Raw genomic sequence first — 17803 nt, 5'->3', positions numbered from 1 at the left:
GGATAGACGACACGCGAGGCCCTGAGTTCCATGCGGCGGTTCCGGCAGATCCTGGCGGCGTCGCGACCGGCCCCAAACCCGACGAGCCCGGAGACCGCAACTGCCGGACGTCATGCAGGGCAGCCAAGGCCTTATTCCCTCTGGCGGACCATCGGGGTATCCGCATGCACTGCCTCGGCGGACCGGCCAAAAAAAAGGGTGCACGAGGCACCCTTTCCATGTACTGGCGGAGTGGACGGGACTCGAACCCGCGACCCCCGGCGTGACAGGCCGGTATTCTAACCAGCTGAACTACCACTCCTTGTTCGTTAATTCTACACCTTGGTGGGTGCTGAGGGGATCGAACCCCCGACATTCGCCTTGTAAGGGCGACGCTCTACCAGCTGAGCTAAGCACCCGTTAAAGGCGCGCTAGTTTACTGCATCCTTCAGGCCTTTGCCAGCCTTGAAGCTGGGCATCTTGGAGGCGGGAATCTGGATGGATTCACCGGTGCGGGGATTGCGACCGGTACGGGCATCTCGCTCACGAACCAGGAAGGTCCCGAAGCCGACGATGGTCACCTGGTCACCGCCCTTCAGGGCGCTGGAGATCACATCGATCATGGCATCCACCGCACGGGCGGCTTGGGCCTTCGGCAAATCGGAGGAGTTGGCAACGGCGTCGATGAGTTCGGATTTGTTCATTCATGTGTTCCTTCAGTTAAGCGGAATGGATAACCCGCCAGCCGGGCTGCTGGCGCAGGATGATGACAGAACCCGCTGACCACTGTCACGAGGCCGGCGTTGGTGAGAATACTGGCGATTTCCCCAATGGGTGGCGTTGTTATGAATGGCTCAATGGTGCCCAGAACTTTATACCAAGCGCTTCAGAAAGCTGTCAACAAGCGCCAAGCGCCGCTGCCGGACCATCCGGATACGAGCGGAAATCTGTGACGGGCTACACTCGGCACGACGCTTTACACCATGAGATCGCCCGCAAAAAAGCGGGCCCGTCAGGACCCGCTCTTCCACCATGGCCGGAAAACCGGCCCGATCAGTGGTGATGGACCTCGCGGCGGCGGGAGGCGCCCTTGCCCTTCGCCTTGTCGGCCGCCCCGGGTTCCGTACCCGTATGCGCCGACTCCGGCATCTCGGCTAGAGCGATCTCCAGCACTTCGTCGATCCAGCGCACCGGCCGGATATCCAGGCGGCTCTTGATATTCTTGGGGATCTCGACCAGGTCCTTCTCGTTCTCCTGCGGAATGACCACGGTGGTGATGCCTCCCCGGTGGGCCGCCAGCAGCTTTTCCTTGAGGCCGCCGATGGGCAACACCTCGCCGCGCAGCGTGATCTCGCCGGTCATGGCCACGTTGGACCGGACCGGGATCCCCGTGAGCGCCGAAACCAGGGCGGTGCACATGCCGATACCCGCGCTGGGGCCGTCCTTGGGCGTCGCGCCCTCGGGGACGTGGATATGGATATCCTTCTTCTCGTGGAAATCCTCGGCAATGCCCAGCACGTCGGCCCGGCTGCGCACCACGGTAAGCGCCGCCTGGATGGATTCCTGCATGACATCACCGAGTTTGCCGGTGTGCTGGATCTTGCCCTTGCCGGGTACCACGGCGGATTCGATGGTAAGCAGTTCGCCGCCCACCTCCGTCCAGGCAAGGCCCGTCACCTGACCCACCTGGTCGCGCTCTTCCGCGATGCCGTAGCGGAAGCGGCGCACGCCCAGATACTTGTCCAAAGTCTTGGGCGTGACCTGGGTCTTGCGGTCGGTATCCTTGAGCAGGAGATTCTTCACCACCTTGCGGCAGATCTTGGAGATCTCGCGCTCCAGGTTCCGGACACCGGCCTCACGGGTGTAATAGCGCACGATATCCCGAATGGCCGCCTCGCTGATGGAGAGCTCGTCCTCCTTGAGGCCGTTGTTCTTCATCTGCTTCGGCACCAGATAGTTCTGGGCGATGCTGGTCTTCTCGTCCTCGGTATATCCGGGCAGACGGATGACCTCCATGCGGTCCAGCAATGCCCCGGGGATGTTCATGTTGTTGGCGGTGGCCACAAACATGGTGTCCGAGAGATCGAAATCCACTTCAAGATAGTGGTCATTGAAGTTGATGTTCTGCTCCGGATCCAGCACCTCCAGCAGGGCCGAGGCCGGATCGCCGCGGAAATCCATGGCCATCTTGTCGATCTCGTCCAGCAGGAACAGCGGATTGCGCGTACCCACCTTGGCCATGTTCTGCACGATCTTACCGGGCAGGGAACCGATATAGGTACGGCGGTGGCCGCGGATCTCGGCCTCGTCGCGCACGCCGCCCAGCGACATGCGGGTGAACTTGCGGTTGGTGGCCCTGGCGATGGAACGGCCGAGGGAGGTCTTGCCCACGCCCGGCGGACCCACCAGACACAGGATCGGGCCCTTGAGCTTTCTCACCCGCTGCTGCACGGCCAGGTACTCGAGGATGCGCTCCTTGACCTTCTCCAGGCCATAGTGGTCCTCGTCGAGCACGCGCTCGGCCTCGGCAAGATCGTTGCGCACCTTGGACTTCTTCTTCCAGGGCACGCTCACCAACCAGTCGATGTAATTGCGCACCACGGTGGCTTCCGCCGACATGGGTGACATCATCTTGAGCTTGTTGAGTTCCGCGGTGGCCTTCTGCTTGGCCTCCTTGGACATGCCGGCCTTCTCGATCTTGCGAGCCAGATCCTCCACCTCGTTGGGGGCATCCTCGAGATCACCCAGTTCTTTCTGGATGGCCTTCATCTGCTCATTGAGGTAGTACTCCCGCTGGCTCTTCTCCATCTGCTGCTTTACGCGGCCGCGGATCCGCTTCTCGATCTGCAGAATATCGATCTCGCCTTCGATGAGGGACATGAGATGTTCCAGGCGCGCGCGCACATCCTGGATCTCCAGGATCTTCTGTTTCTCATCGAGTTTCAACGACATATGCGCGGCGATGGTATCGGCAAGGCGCGCCGGGTCGTCGATGCCTGCCAGGGAGGTGAGAATCTCGGGCGGGATCTTCTTGTTGAGCTTCACGTACTGATCGAAGAGATTGAGCACCGAACGGGTCAGCACCTCCACCTCACGCTCGTCCAGCGCGCTGTCGGGGCCGATCAGCGCGATCTGCGCCGCAAAGTGCTCCTCGTTGTCGACCATGTCGACAATCCGGGCGCGCTCCGAGCCCTCCACGAGCACCTTGATGGTGCCGTCCGGCAGCTTGAGCAACTGGAGAATGGTGGACAGGGTACCGATACGGTGGATCTCGTCGGCACCGGGTTCGTCCACCTCGGCGCTCTGCTGGGCGACCAGCAGGATCTGCTTGTTGTTGGCCATGGCCGCGTCCAGCGCGCGGATGGATTTCTCCCGACCCACGAACAGGGGAATGACCATGTGCGGGTAGACCACCACATCCCTGAGCGGCAGCACGGGGACGGCCTGCAAGGGGTCCTGGGTGGCGGCCTGAGTCTTGTCGTCGGAATCCGTCATTTGGGCTCTCTGATAGGTCGGGTGGCAATTGCCGGATCGCGGGGCATCCACGGCGCCGCCACGATTACGTCAATCCTATTGATGGGGGAGAACGGTGCATAAATCAAGGGGCGCACGGTGCCCGGACGAAAAATCCGGGTCCGACAGCGACTTGCGGGGCATAACCGGAGGCGGGATGTGGAATGCGCGGGTGCCGCCGCCCAATGGCCGGATTCAGGAGCTCCGCCCGGGGGCAACCGCTTTCAACGGCCCGCCCACCGGCGTCGGCCGGCGAGGTGTCAATCGGACGCCGCCGCCTTCTGATAGTCCGTGTTCTCGTAGATGAGATAGGGTTTCGCCTCGCCGCGAATGACCGCGTCGTCGATCACCACCTTGGAGACGTTCTCCACGGAGGGCAGATCATACATGGTATCCAGCAGCACCTGCTCCAGGATGGTGCGAAGACCACGGGCCCCGGTCTTGCGCTCCATGGCCTTGGTGGCCACGGCGCGCAGGGCATCCTCCCGGAACTCGATCTCCACCCCTTCCATGTCGAACAGCTTGCCGTACTGCTTGGTGAGCGCGTTCTTGGGCTCGGTGAGGATCTGGATGAGCGCATCCTCGTCCAGTTCCTCCAGGGTGGCCACCACGGGCAGGCGCCCCACGAACTCGGGAATCAACCCGTACTTGATCAGATCCTCGGGTTCCACGCCGAACAGGATCCGGGACGCCGGCAGGCTTTCCTGCTTGCTCTTGACCTTGGCGGCAAATCCGATCCCGCCCTTCTCGGTGCGATCGAGGATGACCTTGTCCAGGCCGGCAAAGGCGCCCCCTACGATGAACAGGATGTTGTGCGTGTCCACCTGCAGGAACTCCTGCTGGGGATGCTTGCGGCCGCCCTGGGGCGGCACCGAGGCCACCGTGCCTTCGATCAGCTTGAGCAGGGCCTGCTGCACTCCCTCGCCGGAGACGTCCCGGGTGATGGAGGGGTTGTCGGCCTTGCGGGAGATCTTGTCGATCTCGTCGATATAGACGATGCCGGTCTGCGCCTTCTCCACGTCATAGTCGCACTTCTGGAGCAGCTTCTGGATGATGTTCTCCACATCCTCGCCCACGTAGCCCGCCTCGGTCAGCGTGGTGGCATCGGCGATGGTGAACGGCACGTTGAGCAGGCGTGCAAGGGTCTCCGCCAGCAGGGTCTTGCCGGAGCCGGTGGGGCCGATGAGCAGGATATTGCTCTTGGCCAGTTCCACGTCGTCCTTGGACCCGCGGGCCTCCAGGCGCTTGTAGTGGTTGTACACCGCCACCGCCAGGATCTTCTTGGCGCGTTCCTGGCCGATCACATACTCGTCCAGGATCTGCTTGATCTCGTGGGGTTTGGGGAGCTTCTCGCCGACGGACGCGCCCTGCTCCTGCATCTCCTCGCGGATGATGTCATTGCACAGTTCGACACACTCGTCGCAGATAAACACGGACGGTCCGGCGATGAGCTTGCGGACCTCGTGCTGACTCTTGCCGCAGAAAGAACAGTACAGCAGCTTGCCGCTGTCGGTATCTTTGGACTTGTTGTCACTCATCGGCGGGCCTCTCTTTTCTCCGATTTCACCTTGCTACTTTTCCAGCCGGGATGCAAGCCGTGAAAAGACAGGGTTTTCCTGATTCCGTGATCCATATCAGCGGAGCCGTGTGCAGCCGTGTGGCACCCGCTCCGCACTAGGATTGCGGCGGCTGCGCCACGTCCCTGCTGGAGAGCATCTGATCGATCAGCCCGTACTCCACCGCCTCGGCGGGATTAAGGAAACGATCGCGGTCCGTATCCTGCTCGATGCGCTCCACCGTCTGGCCTGTGTGATGCGCCAGGATGCGGTTGAGCTCCTCGCGGATCTTGAGGATCTCCCGCGCATGGATGTCGATGTCGGTGGCCTGCCCCTGGAAGCCGCCCAGGGGCTGGTGGATCATGACCCGGGAATGGGGCAGACAGAATCGCTTGCCGTGTGCACCACCGGCCAGCAGCACCGCGCCCATGCTGGCCGCCTGGCCGATGCACAGGGTCGAGACATCCGGCTTGACGAACTGCATGGTGTCATAGATGGCCATGCCCGCGGTCACCGCGCCGCCGGGGGAGTTGATGTAGAGGCTGATGTCCTTGTCCGGATTCTCGGACTCCAGGAACAAAAGCTGGGCCACGATGACGTTGGCCATGTAATCCTCCACGGGCCCCACGGCAAACACCACGCGCTCCTTGAGCAGGCGGGAATAGATGTCGTAGGCACGCTCGCCACGGGCGGTCTGCTCGACCACCATGGGCACCAGATTGAGCGCCCGGGTGTCCAGTGCGCCGCGGCTGTCGGTACCTTGCATACTCATTCAGACTGACCCTCCTTCTGGGGGTTCATCAATTCGTCAAAACTCATGGGTTTTTCGGTGACCGATCCCTGGGCCACAACCCAGTCCACCACCTGTTCCTCAAGCACCATGGCCTCCAGTCCGCTCATGGCCTGCGAGTTGGTGCGATAATAGTCTACCACCTGCTTCGGGTCCTCGTATCCGGCGGCCATCGTCTCCAGAGCGGCCTGTACCTTGTCGGGGTCCACGCTCAGGTCATTGGCGCGTACCAGTTCCCGAATGATCAGCCCCAGGGCCACCCGGCGCCGGGCTTCCTCGCTGAACAGTTCGTCGGGTAAATTCTGCCCCTGGACCTGTCCGCCGAACCTGGCCGCAGCCTGCTCGCGCAAGCGCCCGATCTCGTCCTTGATCAGGGCCTCGGGCAATTCCAGATCATGGGCCTTGTAGATGGCGTCCATGACCTGACCCTTGACGCGGTTCTTCACGGATTGTTCCACCTCCCGCTCCATGTTTGCGCGGACTTCCTCGCGAAGCTTTTCCACGCCGCCTTCCTCGATCCCGAAGGCCTTGGCGAAGTCTTCATCCACCGCCGGCAGCGAGGGTTCCTTGACCTCGTGCACCCTGATGGCAAACTGGGCAGTCTTGCCAGCCAGATGCTCGGTGGGATAATCCTCCGGGAAAGGCACATCCAGGGTCTTTTCCTCGCCGGGGCGAAGGCCCGTCAGCTGCTCTTCGAAGGCCGCCAGCATCTGACCCGCGCCCAGTTCCACCGGCGCGGCCTCGGCCTTGCCGCCCTCAAAGGCCTCACCGTCCAGGCTGCCCTCGAAATCCACGACCACCTGGTCGCCCTCCCGGGCCGGACGATCCACTGCCACAAAGGTCTTGTGCTGACGGCGCAGGGTCTCGATGACCTTGTCCACATCCTCGTCGGTAATCACCACCTTGGGCCGCTCCACGGCCACCTGGCTCAGATCGGCCACCTCCACCGCCGGGAAGACCTCAAAGGTGGCAATGTATTCCAGGCCCTTCCCCTGCTCCATGACCTTGGGCTCGATGCTCGGCCCGCCCGCCGGCTGCAGCTCTTCCTGGGCGATGGCCTCCTGATAAGTGCTCTGCACCACCTCGCCCACCACTTCCTGATAGACACCCGCTCCGTAGCGCTGCCGCACCACCTTCAGGGGGACCTTCCCCGGACGGAAGCCGTCGATGCGCACGCGCTTCATCAGGGACTTCAGGCGACGGTCCACCTCCTGCTCGATGCGCTCGGCAGGGACCTGCACGGTCATCCGGCGTTGCAGGTTACTGACGGTTTCCACTGAAACTTGCATGTTGACGGGTCCTCTAGGGGTTCAATCTGATGAAGTAAAGATTCCGGTCGGTTCGGCCGCCGTCGGCCCGGCAGGCCGATCTTCCGTACATCGGCAGCCCCGGGAATCGATTCCGGGCCGGTTGTGACGCACGCCCGACTCGCGAGTGTGGTGCGAAAGGAGAGACTCGAACTCTCACGGGTTTCCCCACTGGATCCTAAATCCAGCGCGTCTACCAGTTCCGCCACTTTCGCCGTCGCCGCGGCTTGCGGCGTAAAACGGGGAATTATAGCCCGTTCGGCGCCTCCCGCGTAAACACCGCGTCCGATCGGGCACACCGAAATGCCGGCGGCCGGCCGCCGGCGGGGGCACAAGGGGGAGTCACAGCACTTTCTTCAGGGTTGAAGCAGGCACTCGGGCACTCTTAAAATGTATTTATAATACATTATTAACCCTCGGCCAATACGGTCCCACCAGGAGGTGTCCGATGACAGACCCTATCGCCCGATGGAAGGCTGAACACGCCAACTTCAGCCGCCTGCTGGATCTGATGGATGCGCAGATTGCACTCTTTCACGAAGGGGAGCGGCCGGACTACGAACTCATGCTCGACGTCATGCACTACATGACCCACTATCCCGACCACTACCACCATCCCCATGAGGATCTCGCCTGCCAGGTGCTCCTGGAACGCGAGCCCGCCTATCGCGAGGCGGTCGAGGACCTTGCCGGTCAGCACGCGCGCATTGCCGCCTCAGGCACCAGACTGGTGCAGGACCTGAACGCCATCGTGAACGGGGCGCTCATTGCCCGGGCGGCCGTGGAGACCGACTCGGCGGCCTACACGCACACCTTGCGACAGCACATGCAGCAGGAACACGAACTGATCTTCCCCGCCCTTGAGCAGGTACTCGAGGGAGCCGACTGGGCATCCCTGGACGCCCGAATCGATCTCGCGGCCGACCCGATCTTCGGGGGCTCCGTGGACCAGCGCTATGTTGCGCTGCAACAACGCATCGCCGAACAGGTCGGCTGCGAATGCACACCGGTCAGCTAGTGTCGTGTCCCGCAAACCGGAGACCGGATGCATGTCATCGCCGACATCACGGCACATATCGAGCCTGAACCTCCTGAAGATCCGTTTTCCCATCGGCGCCGTCGCGTCGATCAGCCATCGCATTTCCGGCACGATTCTCGTCCTGAGCCTGCCTTTTCTGGTCGAGGCCTTCGCGCTCAGCCTGCGTTCCGAAGCCGGTTACGACGCACTGCTGTCCCTGGTTCGCAACCCGCTGACCCTGATGGTGCTGCTGGTGCCGGTGTGGGCCGTCGTCCAGCACGTACTGGCGGGGATCCGTCACCTCTTGATGGACGTGGGCATCGGGTCGGCCCTGCGCGACGGGCGGCGCTCCGCCCGGATGGTGCTCATCGGCGGGGCACTCGGCACCGCCATTGTGCTCTGGATCCTGTGGCCATGAGGCTGTTTGGCGGATTGCGCCCATGGGTCTGGCAGCGCCTCTCGGCAATCTACATGCTGTTTTTCCTGGCCGTATTCGCCACTGTCCTGGCAAGCGCCGACGGCATGGACTTCGCGCGCTGGCGCGACTGGATCGCATCGCCGCCCGTATCGATCGCCGTCACCCTGTTCTTCTCAGCGGTCTTCCTGCACGCCTGGATCGGCCTGCGTGACATTGTGCTCGACTACATCCACTCGGTGCCGTTGCGCGCCCTGGTGCTCGGCCTGGGTCTGTTCGCCCTACTTGCAATGGCGCTTCGAGTCGCCATCGTCCTGTTCAGCCTTCAAGCGAGCACCATCTAGGAGTCGGCATGCGCCTGTCCATCTATCGCTACGACCCCGATCAGGACTGCGCGCCGTACATGCAGGACTACGACGTCGAGCCCGAAGACTCCGACAAGATGCTGCTTGACCTCCTGCTTCGCATCAAATCCACGGATGAAAGTCTCTCGTTTCGCCGTTCGTGCCGTGAGGGCATCTGCGGTTCCGATGCCATGAACATCAACGGGCGAAACGGCCTGGCATGCATCACCCCCATCAACGAGCTTCGCGAACCGATTGAACTGCGTCCCATGCCGGGTTTTCCGGTCGTTCGCGACCTGATCGTGGACATGGAACAGTTTCTCGCCCATTTCCGGTCAGTCCGGCCCTATCTCGTCAACAATGATCCGCCTCCCGAGCGCGAGCGCCTGCAGACACCGGAACAGCGCGCGGCGCTCGACGGCCTGTGGGAATGTATTCTTTGCGGCTGCTGCAGCGGGTTCTGTCCATCGTACTGGTGGAATCCGGACAAATTCCTGGGCCCGGCCGCACTCCTGCACAGCTACCGGTTCATCGCGGACAGCCGGGACACAACCACGGCGGAACGACTCGCCTTTCTTGACGACGTGTACCGGCTTTACCGTTGCCGTTCGATCATGAACTGTACAGAGGTCTGCCCGAAACAGCTCAGCCCGTCCCGTGCCATCGAACACATTCGCATCAATGTGCTGAAATCCTCCATGTGATGGTCTCCGGCGCAGCACTTCGCCCGTGGCTGGTTTCAGCATGATCCGAGGCACATGCGGTCGGTCCGTTGGCGGGGTCTCCATTCCCATGGCACGCGCGGCCATCCGCCGCTTCGCACGCGTTTCGTTCAGGCATGAAAAAGGCCAGCACGCCGGCTGGCCTGGGGAGGTGGTGGGCCGTGTAGGAATCGAACCTACAACCAATGGATTAAGAGTCCACTGCTCTACCAATTGAGCTAACGGCCCGAAACCGTCTTGATCGGATCAGGCATCTCCGCGCGCGGCGCAGGACATGCCCTGGAATATGGGGTGGCCGATGGGGCTCGAACCCACGACAACCGGAATCACAATCCGGGGCTCTACCAACTGAGCTACGGCCACCATAAACTCAACAAACCGGACCCCGCCGGACCACCCGCATGGAATGGCGCGCCCGGCAGGACTCGAACCTGCAACCCTCGGCTTAGAAGGCCGATGCTCTATCCGGTTGAGCTACGGGCGCAGATTGCTTCCGCCTCGAGTGCCCGGGAACGTTTGGTCGGGGTAGAGGGATTTGAACCCCCGACATCCTGCTCCCAAAGCAGGCGCGCTACCAGGCTGCGCTATACCCCGGAAATCCGAGTGCTGGCCGCACACGAGCTGACGGCCCTGCGTTGCGGAGAAGCTGCGAATCATACCCGCCGCCCGCTCCCGGCGTCAACGCACCCGGGTCCCGCTTTCCTTGTCCCTCCCGGGCCCGCATGAGAGAATTTGCGGCCCGACACACGACCCCAGGACTCGCACGACATGCCCGCACGCCTGATTGACGGACGCCAGGTGGCCCAACAGGTGCACGAGGAGGTCCGGCGGGCGGTCGAGGCCCATGGGGCCCGGGGCCGGCGCGCGCCCGGCCTTGCCGTGGTGCTGGTGGGCGAGCATCCCGCCTCCCGGGTCTACGTACGCAACAAGCGGCGCACCTGCGAGGCACTGGGCATCCACTCGCGCTCCCACGATCTGCCGGCGAACATCTCCCAGGAGACGCTCCTTGCGCTCATCGACGAGCTCAATGCCGACCTCGCCGTGGACGGCATTCTGGTGCAGCTTCCCTTGCCGGCCCATTTCGACACCGAGACCGTGATCGAACGCATCGACCCGGCCAAGGACGTGGATGGATTTCACCCCTACAACCTGGGCCGCCTCGCCGTGCGCCTGCCCACGCTGCGCCCCTGCACACCCTACGGGGTAATGCGCCTGCTGGACAGTACGGGCGAGGTCTACAAGGGCCGCAACGCGGTGGTGGTGGGGGCATCCAATATCGTGGGCCGGCCCATGGCCCTGGAACTGATGCTCGCCGGTGCCACGGTGACCGTGTGCCACCGCTTCACCAGCGACACCGCAGAGCACGTGGCCCGTTGCGACATCGTCGTGGTGGCCGTGGGCCGCCCGGACCTGGTGCCCGGGGAATGGATCAAACCCGGTGCCACGGTGATCGACGTGGGCATGAACCGCCTGGATGACGGGCGCCTGGTGGGGGACGTGACCTTCGCCACCGCCGCTGAACGCGCCGCGTGGATCACCCCTGTCCCCGGTGGCGTCGGGCCCATGACCGTCGCCATGCTCATGAAGAACACGCTGCAGTCCTACGAATCGCGTATTTGAAGGCTGGAACCGCGGCGCAATGACGCAATGACGCGAAGATGCGCGAAGAAATGATTTTGAATTAATTCAAGAAAGCCTTTTCGCGATCCTTTGCGTCTTCGCGCCTTTGCGTCGCCTTTGCCTTTCCCGAATCACCCCCGCCGCCAGGTGGTACCCCCCGGGCCGTCTTCGAGAATGATGCCCCGGGCGGCGAGGTCGTCGCGGATGCGGTCGGCCTCGGCGAAGTTTCTGGCCTTTTTGGCCGCCAGGCGCTGCTGGATCAGGGCCTCGATGGCCGCCTCGTCCGGGCCTCCCTCCCCGGCCCCTTTCAGGAAGGCCTCCGGGTCGTCCTCCAGCAGCCCGAGCGCCCCCCCCAATTCCCGCAGCAGGCCCGCGAGCCGCCTGGCCGCCGGGAGATCCGCCTCCCGAACGCGGTTGATCTCCCGGGCGATGTCGAACAGCACGGCCATGGCCACCGGGGTGTTGAAATCATCGTCCATGGCCTCCCGGAAGCGGCGGCGATACGCCTCGCCTGCCTCGCCCGCCTCGCCCGCCTCGAGGCCGCGCAGGGCGGTATACAGGCGCGTCAGTCCCGACCGCGCGGCATCCAGGGGCTCGTCGGAGTAGTTGAGCGGGCTGCGATAGTGGCTGGAGAGGATGAAACAGCGCACCACCTCCGCCGGGTAACGGGTCAGCACCTCGCGCACGGTGAAGAAGTTGCCCAGCGACTTGGACATCTTCTCCTCGTTCACCCGCACGAAGCCGTTGTGCATCCAGTAGTTGACGAAGTGCTCGCAGGTGGCTGCCTCGCTCTGGGCGATCTCGTTGTCGTGGTGAGGGAACTGCAGGTCCTGTCCGCCGCCGTGGATATCGAAGTGGTTGCCGAGGTAATGGACGGACATGGCCGAGCACTCGATGTGCCAGCCGGGCCGGCCCGGCCCCCAGGGAGAGTCCCAGGCCGGCTCGCCGGGTTTGGCCGCCTTCCACAGCACGAAGTCCAGGGGATCGTGCTTGGCCTCGTCCGGCGCCACCCGCTCGCCCGCGCGCAGATCCTCGATACGCTTACCGGACAGACGGCCGTAGTTCTCGAACTTCGCCACCGCGTAATAGACATCGCCGTTGTCCGCCGCATAGGCATAGCCGCGCTCGATGAGCGTGCCGATCATGGCCAGCATGCCGCCGATGTGCTCGGTGGCCCGCGGCTCGACGGTGGGCGGCAGCACACCGAGGGCGGCGGCGTCCTCGTGCATGGCCCGGATGAACCGGTCGGTGAGTGCGCGGATGTCCTCGCCGTTCTCCGCGGCGCGCCGGATGATCTTGTCATCCACATCGGTGATGTTGCGGATATAGGTGACATCGAAGCCCAGCGCCCGCAGGTAGCGAAACACCACGTCGAACACCACCAGCACCCGGGCATGACCCAGGTGGCAATAGTCGTAGACGGTCATCCCGCACACATACATGCGCACGCGGCCGGGCTCCATGGGCTCGAAGGGTTCCTTGCGACGGGTAAGGCTGTTGTGGATCTGGAGCATGAAACGGTCTCAGGAGGAAAGCGAATCCCGGGCATGGGCAAGCCGTTCGGCCACCCGCTCCGGGCCCAGAAGCGGCCACAGGTCCTTCATCTCGGGGCCGTGGGTGCGGCCCGTCAGGGCCGCGCGCAGGGGCATGAACAGGTGCCGCCCCTTGAGACCGGTGGCGGTGCCCACCTGCCCGGCCAGAACCCGGAAATCCCCGGGCGATGCGGCCAGCGCGACCAGCGCCGCGTCAAAGAACGCGCTGCCGGCACGGGCCATGACCTGTCCGGCCTCGGCATCCGGTACGGGCGGCGCGCCGAACAGGCGCCGCGCCCAGTCCCGGGCCTCGCCGGGGAAGCTGATGTTATCACGCACCACGCGCAGGAAGGGCCCGCGGGCCCCGGCAGGCACCTCGTCTTCGAGCATCGGGCCCAACCACCGGGCCAGCCCGTCATCGGCAAGGGCCAGCACCGCCTGGTGCTGCCAGTGATCCAGTTGCACGGGATCATGACGCGCCGGCGCCCGGCCGAGACGCGCGGCGTCGAAACCTCGCGCCAGGGCATCCAGATCCATGAAACCGTCGGCTTCATAGCTGTGTCCCAGGCGCGCCAGGTGATTGAGCAGGGCCTGCGGCAGGTAGCCCCGGTCGCGCAACTCGCGAAGGCTCAGGGCTCCGTGCCGCTTGGAGAGGGGCGCGCCGTCTTCGCCCAGGATCAGCGAGATGTGGCCATAGGCGGGCACGGGCAGATCCAGGGCCTCCATGACCATCATCTGGCGCGGCGTGTTGGCCAGGTGGTCCTCGCCGCGCAGCACATGGGTCACGCCCATCATGGCGTCGTCCACCGCGTTGCTGAAAAAGAACGACGGGGTGCCGTCGGAACGGCGGATGACGAAATCACCGATGGTGTCTGTGTCAAAGACCTGGGATCCGCGCACGAGATCATCGAAACGGATGCGCCGTCCCGGCGGCACCCGGAACCGCAAGGTGGGTTTGAGCCCCTTGTCCAGGCGCGCGCGCACGTCCTGCGGGGAGAGGCGTGCGCAGGTGCCCGGGTAGCGTGGAGGCTGCCCGGCGGCAAGCTGTGCCTTGCGGGACAGGCGCAGGATCTCGTCACTGCAGAAGCAGGGATAGGCGAGCCCGGCCGATTCGAGCCGGCTGTAATCAGCGGCGTAGATATGCCCGCGCAGAGACTGGGCATATGGTCCGTTCGGGCCGCCCACCTCCGGGCCTTCCTGCCACTCCAGCCCCAGCCAGCGCAGGTCCTCCATCAGGGCGTGGACGTGTGCATCGCTGCTGCGGGCAGCGTCCGTGTCCTCAATGCGCAACAGGAACACGCCCCCCTCCCGGCGGGCCAGCAGGGCACTGAACAGCGCGGTGCGCAGGTTGCCCAGGTGCAGGTGACCGGTGGGACTCGGCGCGAAGCGCGTCTTGACGGGGGTGTTCGACATGGCGCGAATGGTAGCGAAAAACCGTGTCACACAACAAAGCCCGTGGGCTCGCGGCGGGTTTCACCGTCCACCCCGAGGCGCTATGATGCAGGGTCTTCCGATCACAGAAACGGAAATCCAGATCCATGACCCACCTGATCCGACAGCTCCTGACAGTGAGCCTCCTGCTGTCCGCAACCATGGGAAGCCTTGCAATGGCCGAGAACGAGAATCCGAAAGTGACCATCGAAACCTCCAAGGGCGCCATCGTCGTCGAACTGTTTGCCGACAAGGCCCCGGACACGGTGGCCAACTTCATGGAGTACGTGAACGACGGCTTCTTCGACGGCACCATCTTTCACCGGGTCATCCCCGGCTTCATGATTCAGGGCGGCGGCTTCACGGCCGACATGTCCCAGAAGCCCACCCGCGACCCCATCCGCAATGAAGCCAACAACGGGCTGAGCAACGAGGTGGGCACCCTGGCCATGGCTCGCACCCCCAACCCCCATTCCGCCACCGCGCAGTTCTTCATCAACGTGAAGCACAACCGGTTCCTGGACTTCCAGGCCGAAACCCAGCAGGGCTGGGGCTACGCGGTATTCGGCAGGGTGGTGGAGGGTATGGACGTGGTCTCGGCCATCGAGAACGTGCCCACCGGGAACCAGGGCATGCACCAGGACGTTCCCGTCGAGCCGGTGGTCATGACCAGGGTCGCCCCCGTCCGGTAGCCGGCGGGCCCGTGCAGCAAACGCTGTTCATTTCGGACCTGCATCTGGACCCGGAGCGTCCGCACATCCTCGCATTGTTCGAGCGCTTCCTGCGCGAGGACGCGGCGGGTGCCGATGCCCTGTATATCCTCGGTGATCTGTTCGAATACTGGATCGGCGACGACGACGATGCGCCCCATCTGGAAGGCATCGCCGCCGGCCTGCGTGCCCTCAGCAGCCGGGGTGTTCCGTTGTACTTTGCCCACGGCAACCGGGATTTCCTGCTGGGCGAGGCCTTCGCGCGGAGCACCGGCATGCGCCTGCTCGCGGAGGAAACCGTCGTGGACCTGTACGGTCGGCGCGCCTTGCTCATGCATGGTGACAGCCTGTGCACCGACGACCACGAGTACATGGCCTTCCGGGACATGGTGCGCGATTCCGACTGGCAGTCCGATTTTCTGGCCCGGCCGCTGGACAGGCGCCGAGTCGAGGCCGAAGCCGCGCGCGAGCGCAGCCGTGAAAACGGGCGCACCAAGGCGCCCGAGATCACCGACGTTTCCCTTCCGGCCGTAGAGGACGCGATGCGCCGTCACGGCGTGACCCTGCTCATCCACGGCCATACCCACCGCCCGAAGATTCACGAATTCACGATGGATGGACAGCCGGCGCAGCGCGTTGTACTGGCGGACTGGTATGAGACGGGCGGGATGCTCCGGGTGACGCCCGAGGGGATGCGGCTGGAGACAATCGGGTAAGCACGAAATGAAGTGCGAAGTGTGATTCGGGAAGTGGGAGGGAAAACCTGACCCCCACTTCACACTTCCCAATTCACACTTCCGACTTCAGAATCGCCATCTCCGCCTCCGTGAACCCCGCGGCCTTTCGAGCCGCTTCGTGAAACGGCGGCCTGATGCGCCCCGGCATGTATTCGGCCACGAGCTCACCGAAGGTGGCATCCGGATCGAGTCCCCGTTGATCGCACAGGTACCTGAACCACCGGGTACCGATGGCCACGTGGCCGATTTCCTCACGCAGGATGACCCCGAGGATCTCCAGGGTCCGCGTATCGCCGGCTGCCCGGAGCCGTTCCATCATCCCGGGCGTGACATCGAGCCCCCGGGCCTCCAGCACCCGGGGTACCAGCGCCATGCGCAGCAGGGGATCATGGGCGGTCTTCACCGCCATGTCCCAGAGGCCGTCGTGGGCCTCGAAATCACCGTAGGCGTGACCCAGTTCCGACAGGCGCCGGCGCAGCATGAGAAAGTGCTGCGCCTCTTCCGCCGCCACCTGCAACCAGTCGCCGCAGAAGTCCCCGGGCAGGCCGCGAAAACGGTAGACCGCATCCAGCGCCAGATTGATGGCATTGAACTCGATGTGCGCAATGGCGTGAACCAGCGCCGCCTGCCCCCGGGGCGTGGTGAGCTTCCGGCGGGGCACCCGCATGGGGTCCACCAGCCGGGGCCGTCCGGGACGCCCGGGCACCGGCACGGCCCGCGGCGCCTCCGCTTCGTGCCGTGTGTTCACCCTGCCCGCCCGCCAACGGGCGCGCAGGGCCGCGGTCATACGGCATTTGGCGGACGGATCGGCCTGCATAAGCGCCTCGAAGGCCTCGGCGTGCACGCAGGTGACGGGTTCGGCGGCATCGGTCATTGCGGGTCACCATCCGCCACCACGCCGATCACCAGGTCCATGACATTGGTGCCGGTGGGGCCGGTGTGGACGAGATCGCCGGACGCCGCTAGAAAACGGCCTGCATCCGCGCGCGCGAGGGCCTGCCCGGCATCCAGTCCCGCCGTCTCGCCGCGCGCCACGGTGCCGCCGTCCACCAGGGCGCCCGCATCGTCGCTGTTGCCGTCGGAACCGTCGGTCCCTGCCGCCAGAAGGCGCATCCCGTCATGCCCCGCGAGCACCCGCGCCGCCGCGAGTGCCAGGTGCTGGTTGCGCCCGCCGCGCCCGGGGTGCTCCGGGAGGTGCACGTGGGTCTCGCCGCCCCATACGTGCACGCCGGGTTCGGCATCGAGCAGCATCCGGGCCAGGCGCGCACCGGTGGCGGCCGCCTCGCCATCCAGAAACTCCGAGTGCCGGAAAACGGGCAGTCCCCGGCGTCGCGCCGCCTCCACCACTGCCTCGCAGGCCCGCCCCAGGCTGGCCACGATGCGCAGTGGCGGGGCATGGATATCCCCGGGCCGCAGCGGCGCCCGGGCCAGTTCCTCCACCCAGTCCAGTTCGCCCGGAAACTCGGGCCAGGCGCCCCGAGGCTCGCCGGCGACCAGCAGACCGGAGCCGATCACGGCCGGATCGTCGCCGGGCACGTCGGAGATCAGCAGGGCGCGCGCCGGGCGGCCCGCGAGCCGCTCCGCCAGGCGTCCGCCCTTGATACGGGAGAGCGCGCTGCGCGCGCGGTTCATGGCGGCGATGTCCAGACCCGCGCCCAGCATCCACCGGTTCAGGTCAGCCAGCCGGCCGGCATCGACGCCGTCAACCGGTACCTCCACCAGGCTCGAGGTGCCGCCGGAGATCAGAAACAGGATCGGCTCATCCCCGGGTGTGTCCTCGATGAACGCCAGCAGGGCCCGGCCCGCCGACAGGCTGCGCGCGCCCGGCAGCGGATGATCCGATTCCAGGCAGCGGATGCGTGAATCGGCACACAGATCCGCATCCAGATGACCGGGCCGGGAGACGGCCAGCGCGCGTTTCAGATCCGCGCCGAGAGCCGATCGCGCACCCCGGATCATGGTACCGGCCGCCTTGCCCAGGGCCACCACGTGAACCGGTGATCCCCGCCGGGCATCCGTCAGCGCCTCCCGCACCACGGTTTCCCCGTCCACGGCCGCCAGGGCCGCCCGGAACAACGCTAGGGGCAGCTGTGGATCGGCGAGCGTGGAGGCGAGCCGTGTCACGCGGG

General features: G+C 64.8%; 16 protein-coding genes and 7 tRNA genes. 7 read left to right on the top strand and 16 right to left on the bottom strand.

The features are described from left to right. Positions 1–224: 224 nt before the first annotated feature. The 8 genes from THITHI_RS0115615 to THITHI_RS0115580 form a co-directional block, all read right to left on the bottom strand. A tRNA-Asp gene (locus THITHI_RS0115615) sits at positions 225–301 on the bottom strand. 21 nt (positions 302–322) lie between these two features. Further along, positions 323–398: transfer RNA gene (locus THITHI_RS0115610), tRNA-Val, on the bottom strand. Between the two features lie 12 nt (positions 399–410). Continuing rightward, positions 411–683 carry an HU family DNA-binding protein gene (locus tag THITHI_RS0115605; RefSeq protein ID WP_018234038.1) on the bottom strand — a complete coding sequence of 91 codons (273 nt, stop codon included), beginning with the start codon at positions 681–683 and terminating at the stop codon, positions 411–413. A gap of 349 nt (positions 684–1032) precedes the next feature. Beyond that, positions 1033–3474, bottom strand: a complete 2442-nt coding sequence (lon, locus tag THITHI_RS0115600) for an endopeptidase La (RefSeq protein WP_018234037.1) — start codon at positions 3472–3474, stop codon at positions 1033–1035. Between the two features lie 278 nt (positions 3475–3752). Continuing rightward, complete coding sequence (gene clpX / locus THITHI_RS0115595) at positions 3753–5030, bottom strand: ATP-dependent Clp protease ATP-binding subunit ClpX (protein ID WP_018234036.1); 1278 nt, start codon at positions 5028–5030, stop codon at positions 3753–3755. 136 nt (positions 5031–5166) lie between these two features. Next, the gene (gene clpP / locus THITHI_RS0115590) at positions 5167–5820 is read right to left on the bottom strand and encodes an ATP-dependent Clp endopeptidase proteolytic subunit ClpP (protein WP_018234035.1); all 654 of its coding nucleotides are present in this window, start codon (positions 5818–5820) and stop codon (positions 5167–5169) included. Continuing rightward, on the bottom strand, positions 5817–7127 hold the full coding sequence (gene tig / locus THITHI_RS0115585) for a trigger factor (protein ID WP_026186414.1): 1311 nt from the start codon (positions 7125–7127) through the stop codon (positions 5817–5819). Before tig ends, clpP begins: the two co-directional genes overlap by 4 nt. 148 nt (positions 7128–7275) lie before the next feature. Continuing rightward, a tRNA-Leu gene (locus THITHI_RS0115580) sits at positions 7276–7360 on the bottom strand. A 233-nt stretch (positions 7361–7593) separates the two neighbouring features. Here THITHI_RS0115580 and THITHI_RS0115575 point away from each other — a divergent pair. Genes THITHI_RS0115575 through THITHI_RS0115560 form a run of 4 tightly spaced genes read left to right on the top strand, consistent with a single transcriptional unit; the run spans position 7594 to position 9626 of the window. Further along, complete coding sequence (locus THITHI_RS0115575) at positions 7594–8163, top strand: hemerythrin domain-containing protein (protein ID WP_018234033.1); 570 nt, start codon at positions 7594–7596, stop codon at positions 8161–8163. 31 nt (positions 8164–8194) lie between these two features. Then, positions 8195–8581 (top strand): succinate dehydrogenase, cytochrome b556 subunit, encoded by a 387-nt coding sequence (gene sdhC / locus THITHI_RS0115570; protein WP_018234032.1) that lies wholly within the window; start codon positions 8195–8197, stop codon positions 8579–8581. Further along, a complete protein-coding gene (gene sdhD, locus THITHI_RS0115565) occupies positions 8578–8922 on the top strand; it encodes a succinate dehydrogenase, hydrophobic membrane anchor protein (protein WP_018234031.1) in 345 nt (114 codons plus the stop codon). Before sdhC ends, sdhD begins: the two co-directional genes overlap by 4 nt. Positions 8923–8930: 8 nt before the next feature. Then, positions 8931–9626 (top strand): succinate dehydrogenase iron-sulfur subunit, encoded by a 696-nt coding sequence (locus THITHI_RS0115560; protein WP_018234030.1) that lies wholly within the window; start codon positions 8931–8933, stop codon positions 9624–9626. 170 nt (positions 9627–9796) lie between these two features. On the opposite strand, the gene THITHI_RS0115555 is transcribed toward THITHI_RS0115560, so the two are convergent. The 4 genes from THITHI_RS0115555 to THITHI_RS0115540 form a co-directional block, all read right to left on the bottom strand. Continuing rightward, a tRNA-Lys gene (locus THITHI_RS0115555) sits at positions 9797–9872 on the bottom strand. A 59-nt stretch (positions 9873–9931) separates the two neighbouring features. Beyond that, positions 9932–10007, bottom strand: a tRNA-His gene (locus THITHI_RS0115550). Between the two features lie 44 nt (positions 10008–10051). Next, a tRNA-Arg gene (locus tag THITHI_RS0115545) sits at positions 10052–10128 on the bottom strand. 33 nt (positions 10129–10161) lie between these two features. Further along, a tRNA-Pro gene (locus tag THITHI_RS0115540) sits at positions 10162–10238 on the bottom strand. Positions 10239–10412: 174 nt separating this feature from the next. Here THITHI_RS0115540 and folD point away from each other — a divergent pair. Continuing rightward, positions 10413–11264 carry a bifunctional methylenetetrahydrofolate dehydrogenase/methenyltetrahydrofolate cyclohydrolase FolD gene (gene folD, locus THITHI_RS0115535; protein ID WP_018234029.1) on the top strand — a complete coding sequence of 284 codons (852 nt, stop codon included), beginning with the start codon at positions 10413–10415 and terminating at the stop codon, positions 11262–11264. A gap of 131 nt (positions 11265–11395) precedes the next feature. Here the strand turns inward: folD and cysS are convergent, their stop codons facing one another. Then, positions 11396–12778: a cysteine--tRNA ligase gene (gene cysS / locus THITHI_RS0115530; protein WP_018234028.1), complete on the bottom strand. Its 1383-nt coding sequence runs from the start codon at positions 12776–12778 to the stop codon at positions 11396–11398. 9 nt (positions 12779–12787) lie between these two features. Further along, positions 12788–14209: a glutamate--tRNA ligase gene (gene gltX, locus THITHI_RS0115525; RefSeq protein WP_018234027.1), complete on the bottom strand. Its 1422-nt coding sequence runs from the start codon at positions 14207–14209 to the stop codon at positions 12788–12790. Between the two features lie 179 nt (positions 14210–14388). Here gltX and THITHI_RS0115520 point away from each other — a divergent pair, with 179 nt between their 5' ends. Both THITHI_RS0115520 and THITHI_RS0115515 read left to right on the top strand, forming a co-directional pair. Continuing rightward, positions 14389–14919: a peptidylprolyl isomerase gene (locus THITHI_RS0115520; RefSeq protein WP_408643406.1), complete on the top strand. Its 531-nt coding sequence runs from the start codon at positions 14389–14391 to the stop codon at positions 14917–14919. Positions 14920–14930: 11 nt separating this feature from the next. Next, on the top strand, positions 14931–15653 hold the full coding sequence (locus THITHI_RS0115515) for a UDP-2,3-diacylglucosamine diphosphatase (RefSeq protein WP_018234025.1): 723 nt from the start codon (positions 14931–14933) through the stop codon (positions 15651–15653). A 73-nt stretch (positions 15654–15726) separates the two neighbouring features. Here the strand turns inward: THITHI_RS0115515 and THITHI_RS0115510 are convergent, their stop codons facing one another. Then, positions 15727–16548: a ferritin-like domain-containing protein gene (locus THITHI_RS0115510; protein WP_018234024.1), complete on the bottom strand. Its 822-nt coding sequence runs from the start codon at positions 16546–16548 to the stop codon at positions 15727–15729. Continuing rightward, entirely contained in the window at positions 16545–17798 is a 1254-nt protein-coding gene (locus THITHI_RS0115505) for a glycerate kinase type-2 family protein (protein ID WP_026186413.1), read from the bottom strand. Before THITHI_RS0115505 ends, THITHI_RS0115510 begins: the two co-directional genes overlap by 4 nt. Between the last annotated feature and the right edge of the window lie 5 nt (positions 17799–17803).

The organism is Thioalkalivibrio thiocyanodenitrificans ARhD 1, from assembly GCF_000378965.1.
Lineage (GTDB): Bacteria > Pseudomonadota > Gammaproteobacteria > Ectothiorhodospirales > Ectothiorhodospiraceae > Thioalkalivibrio_A > Thioalkalivibrio_A thiocyanodenitrificans.
Note: the sequence above shows the minus strand (reverse complement) of the source record. Positions and strands in the feature narration are given on the sequence as shown.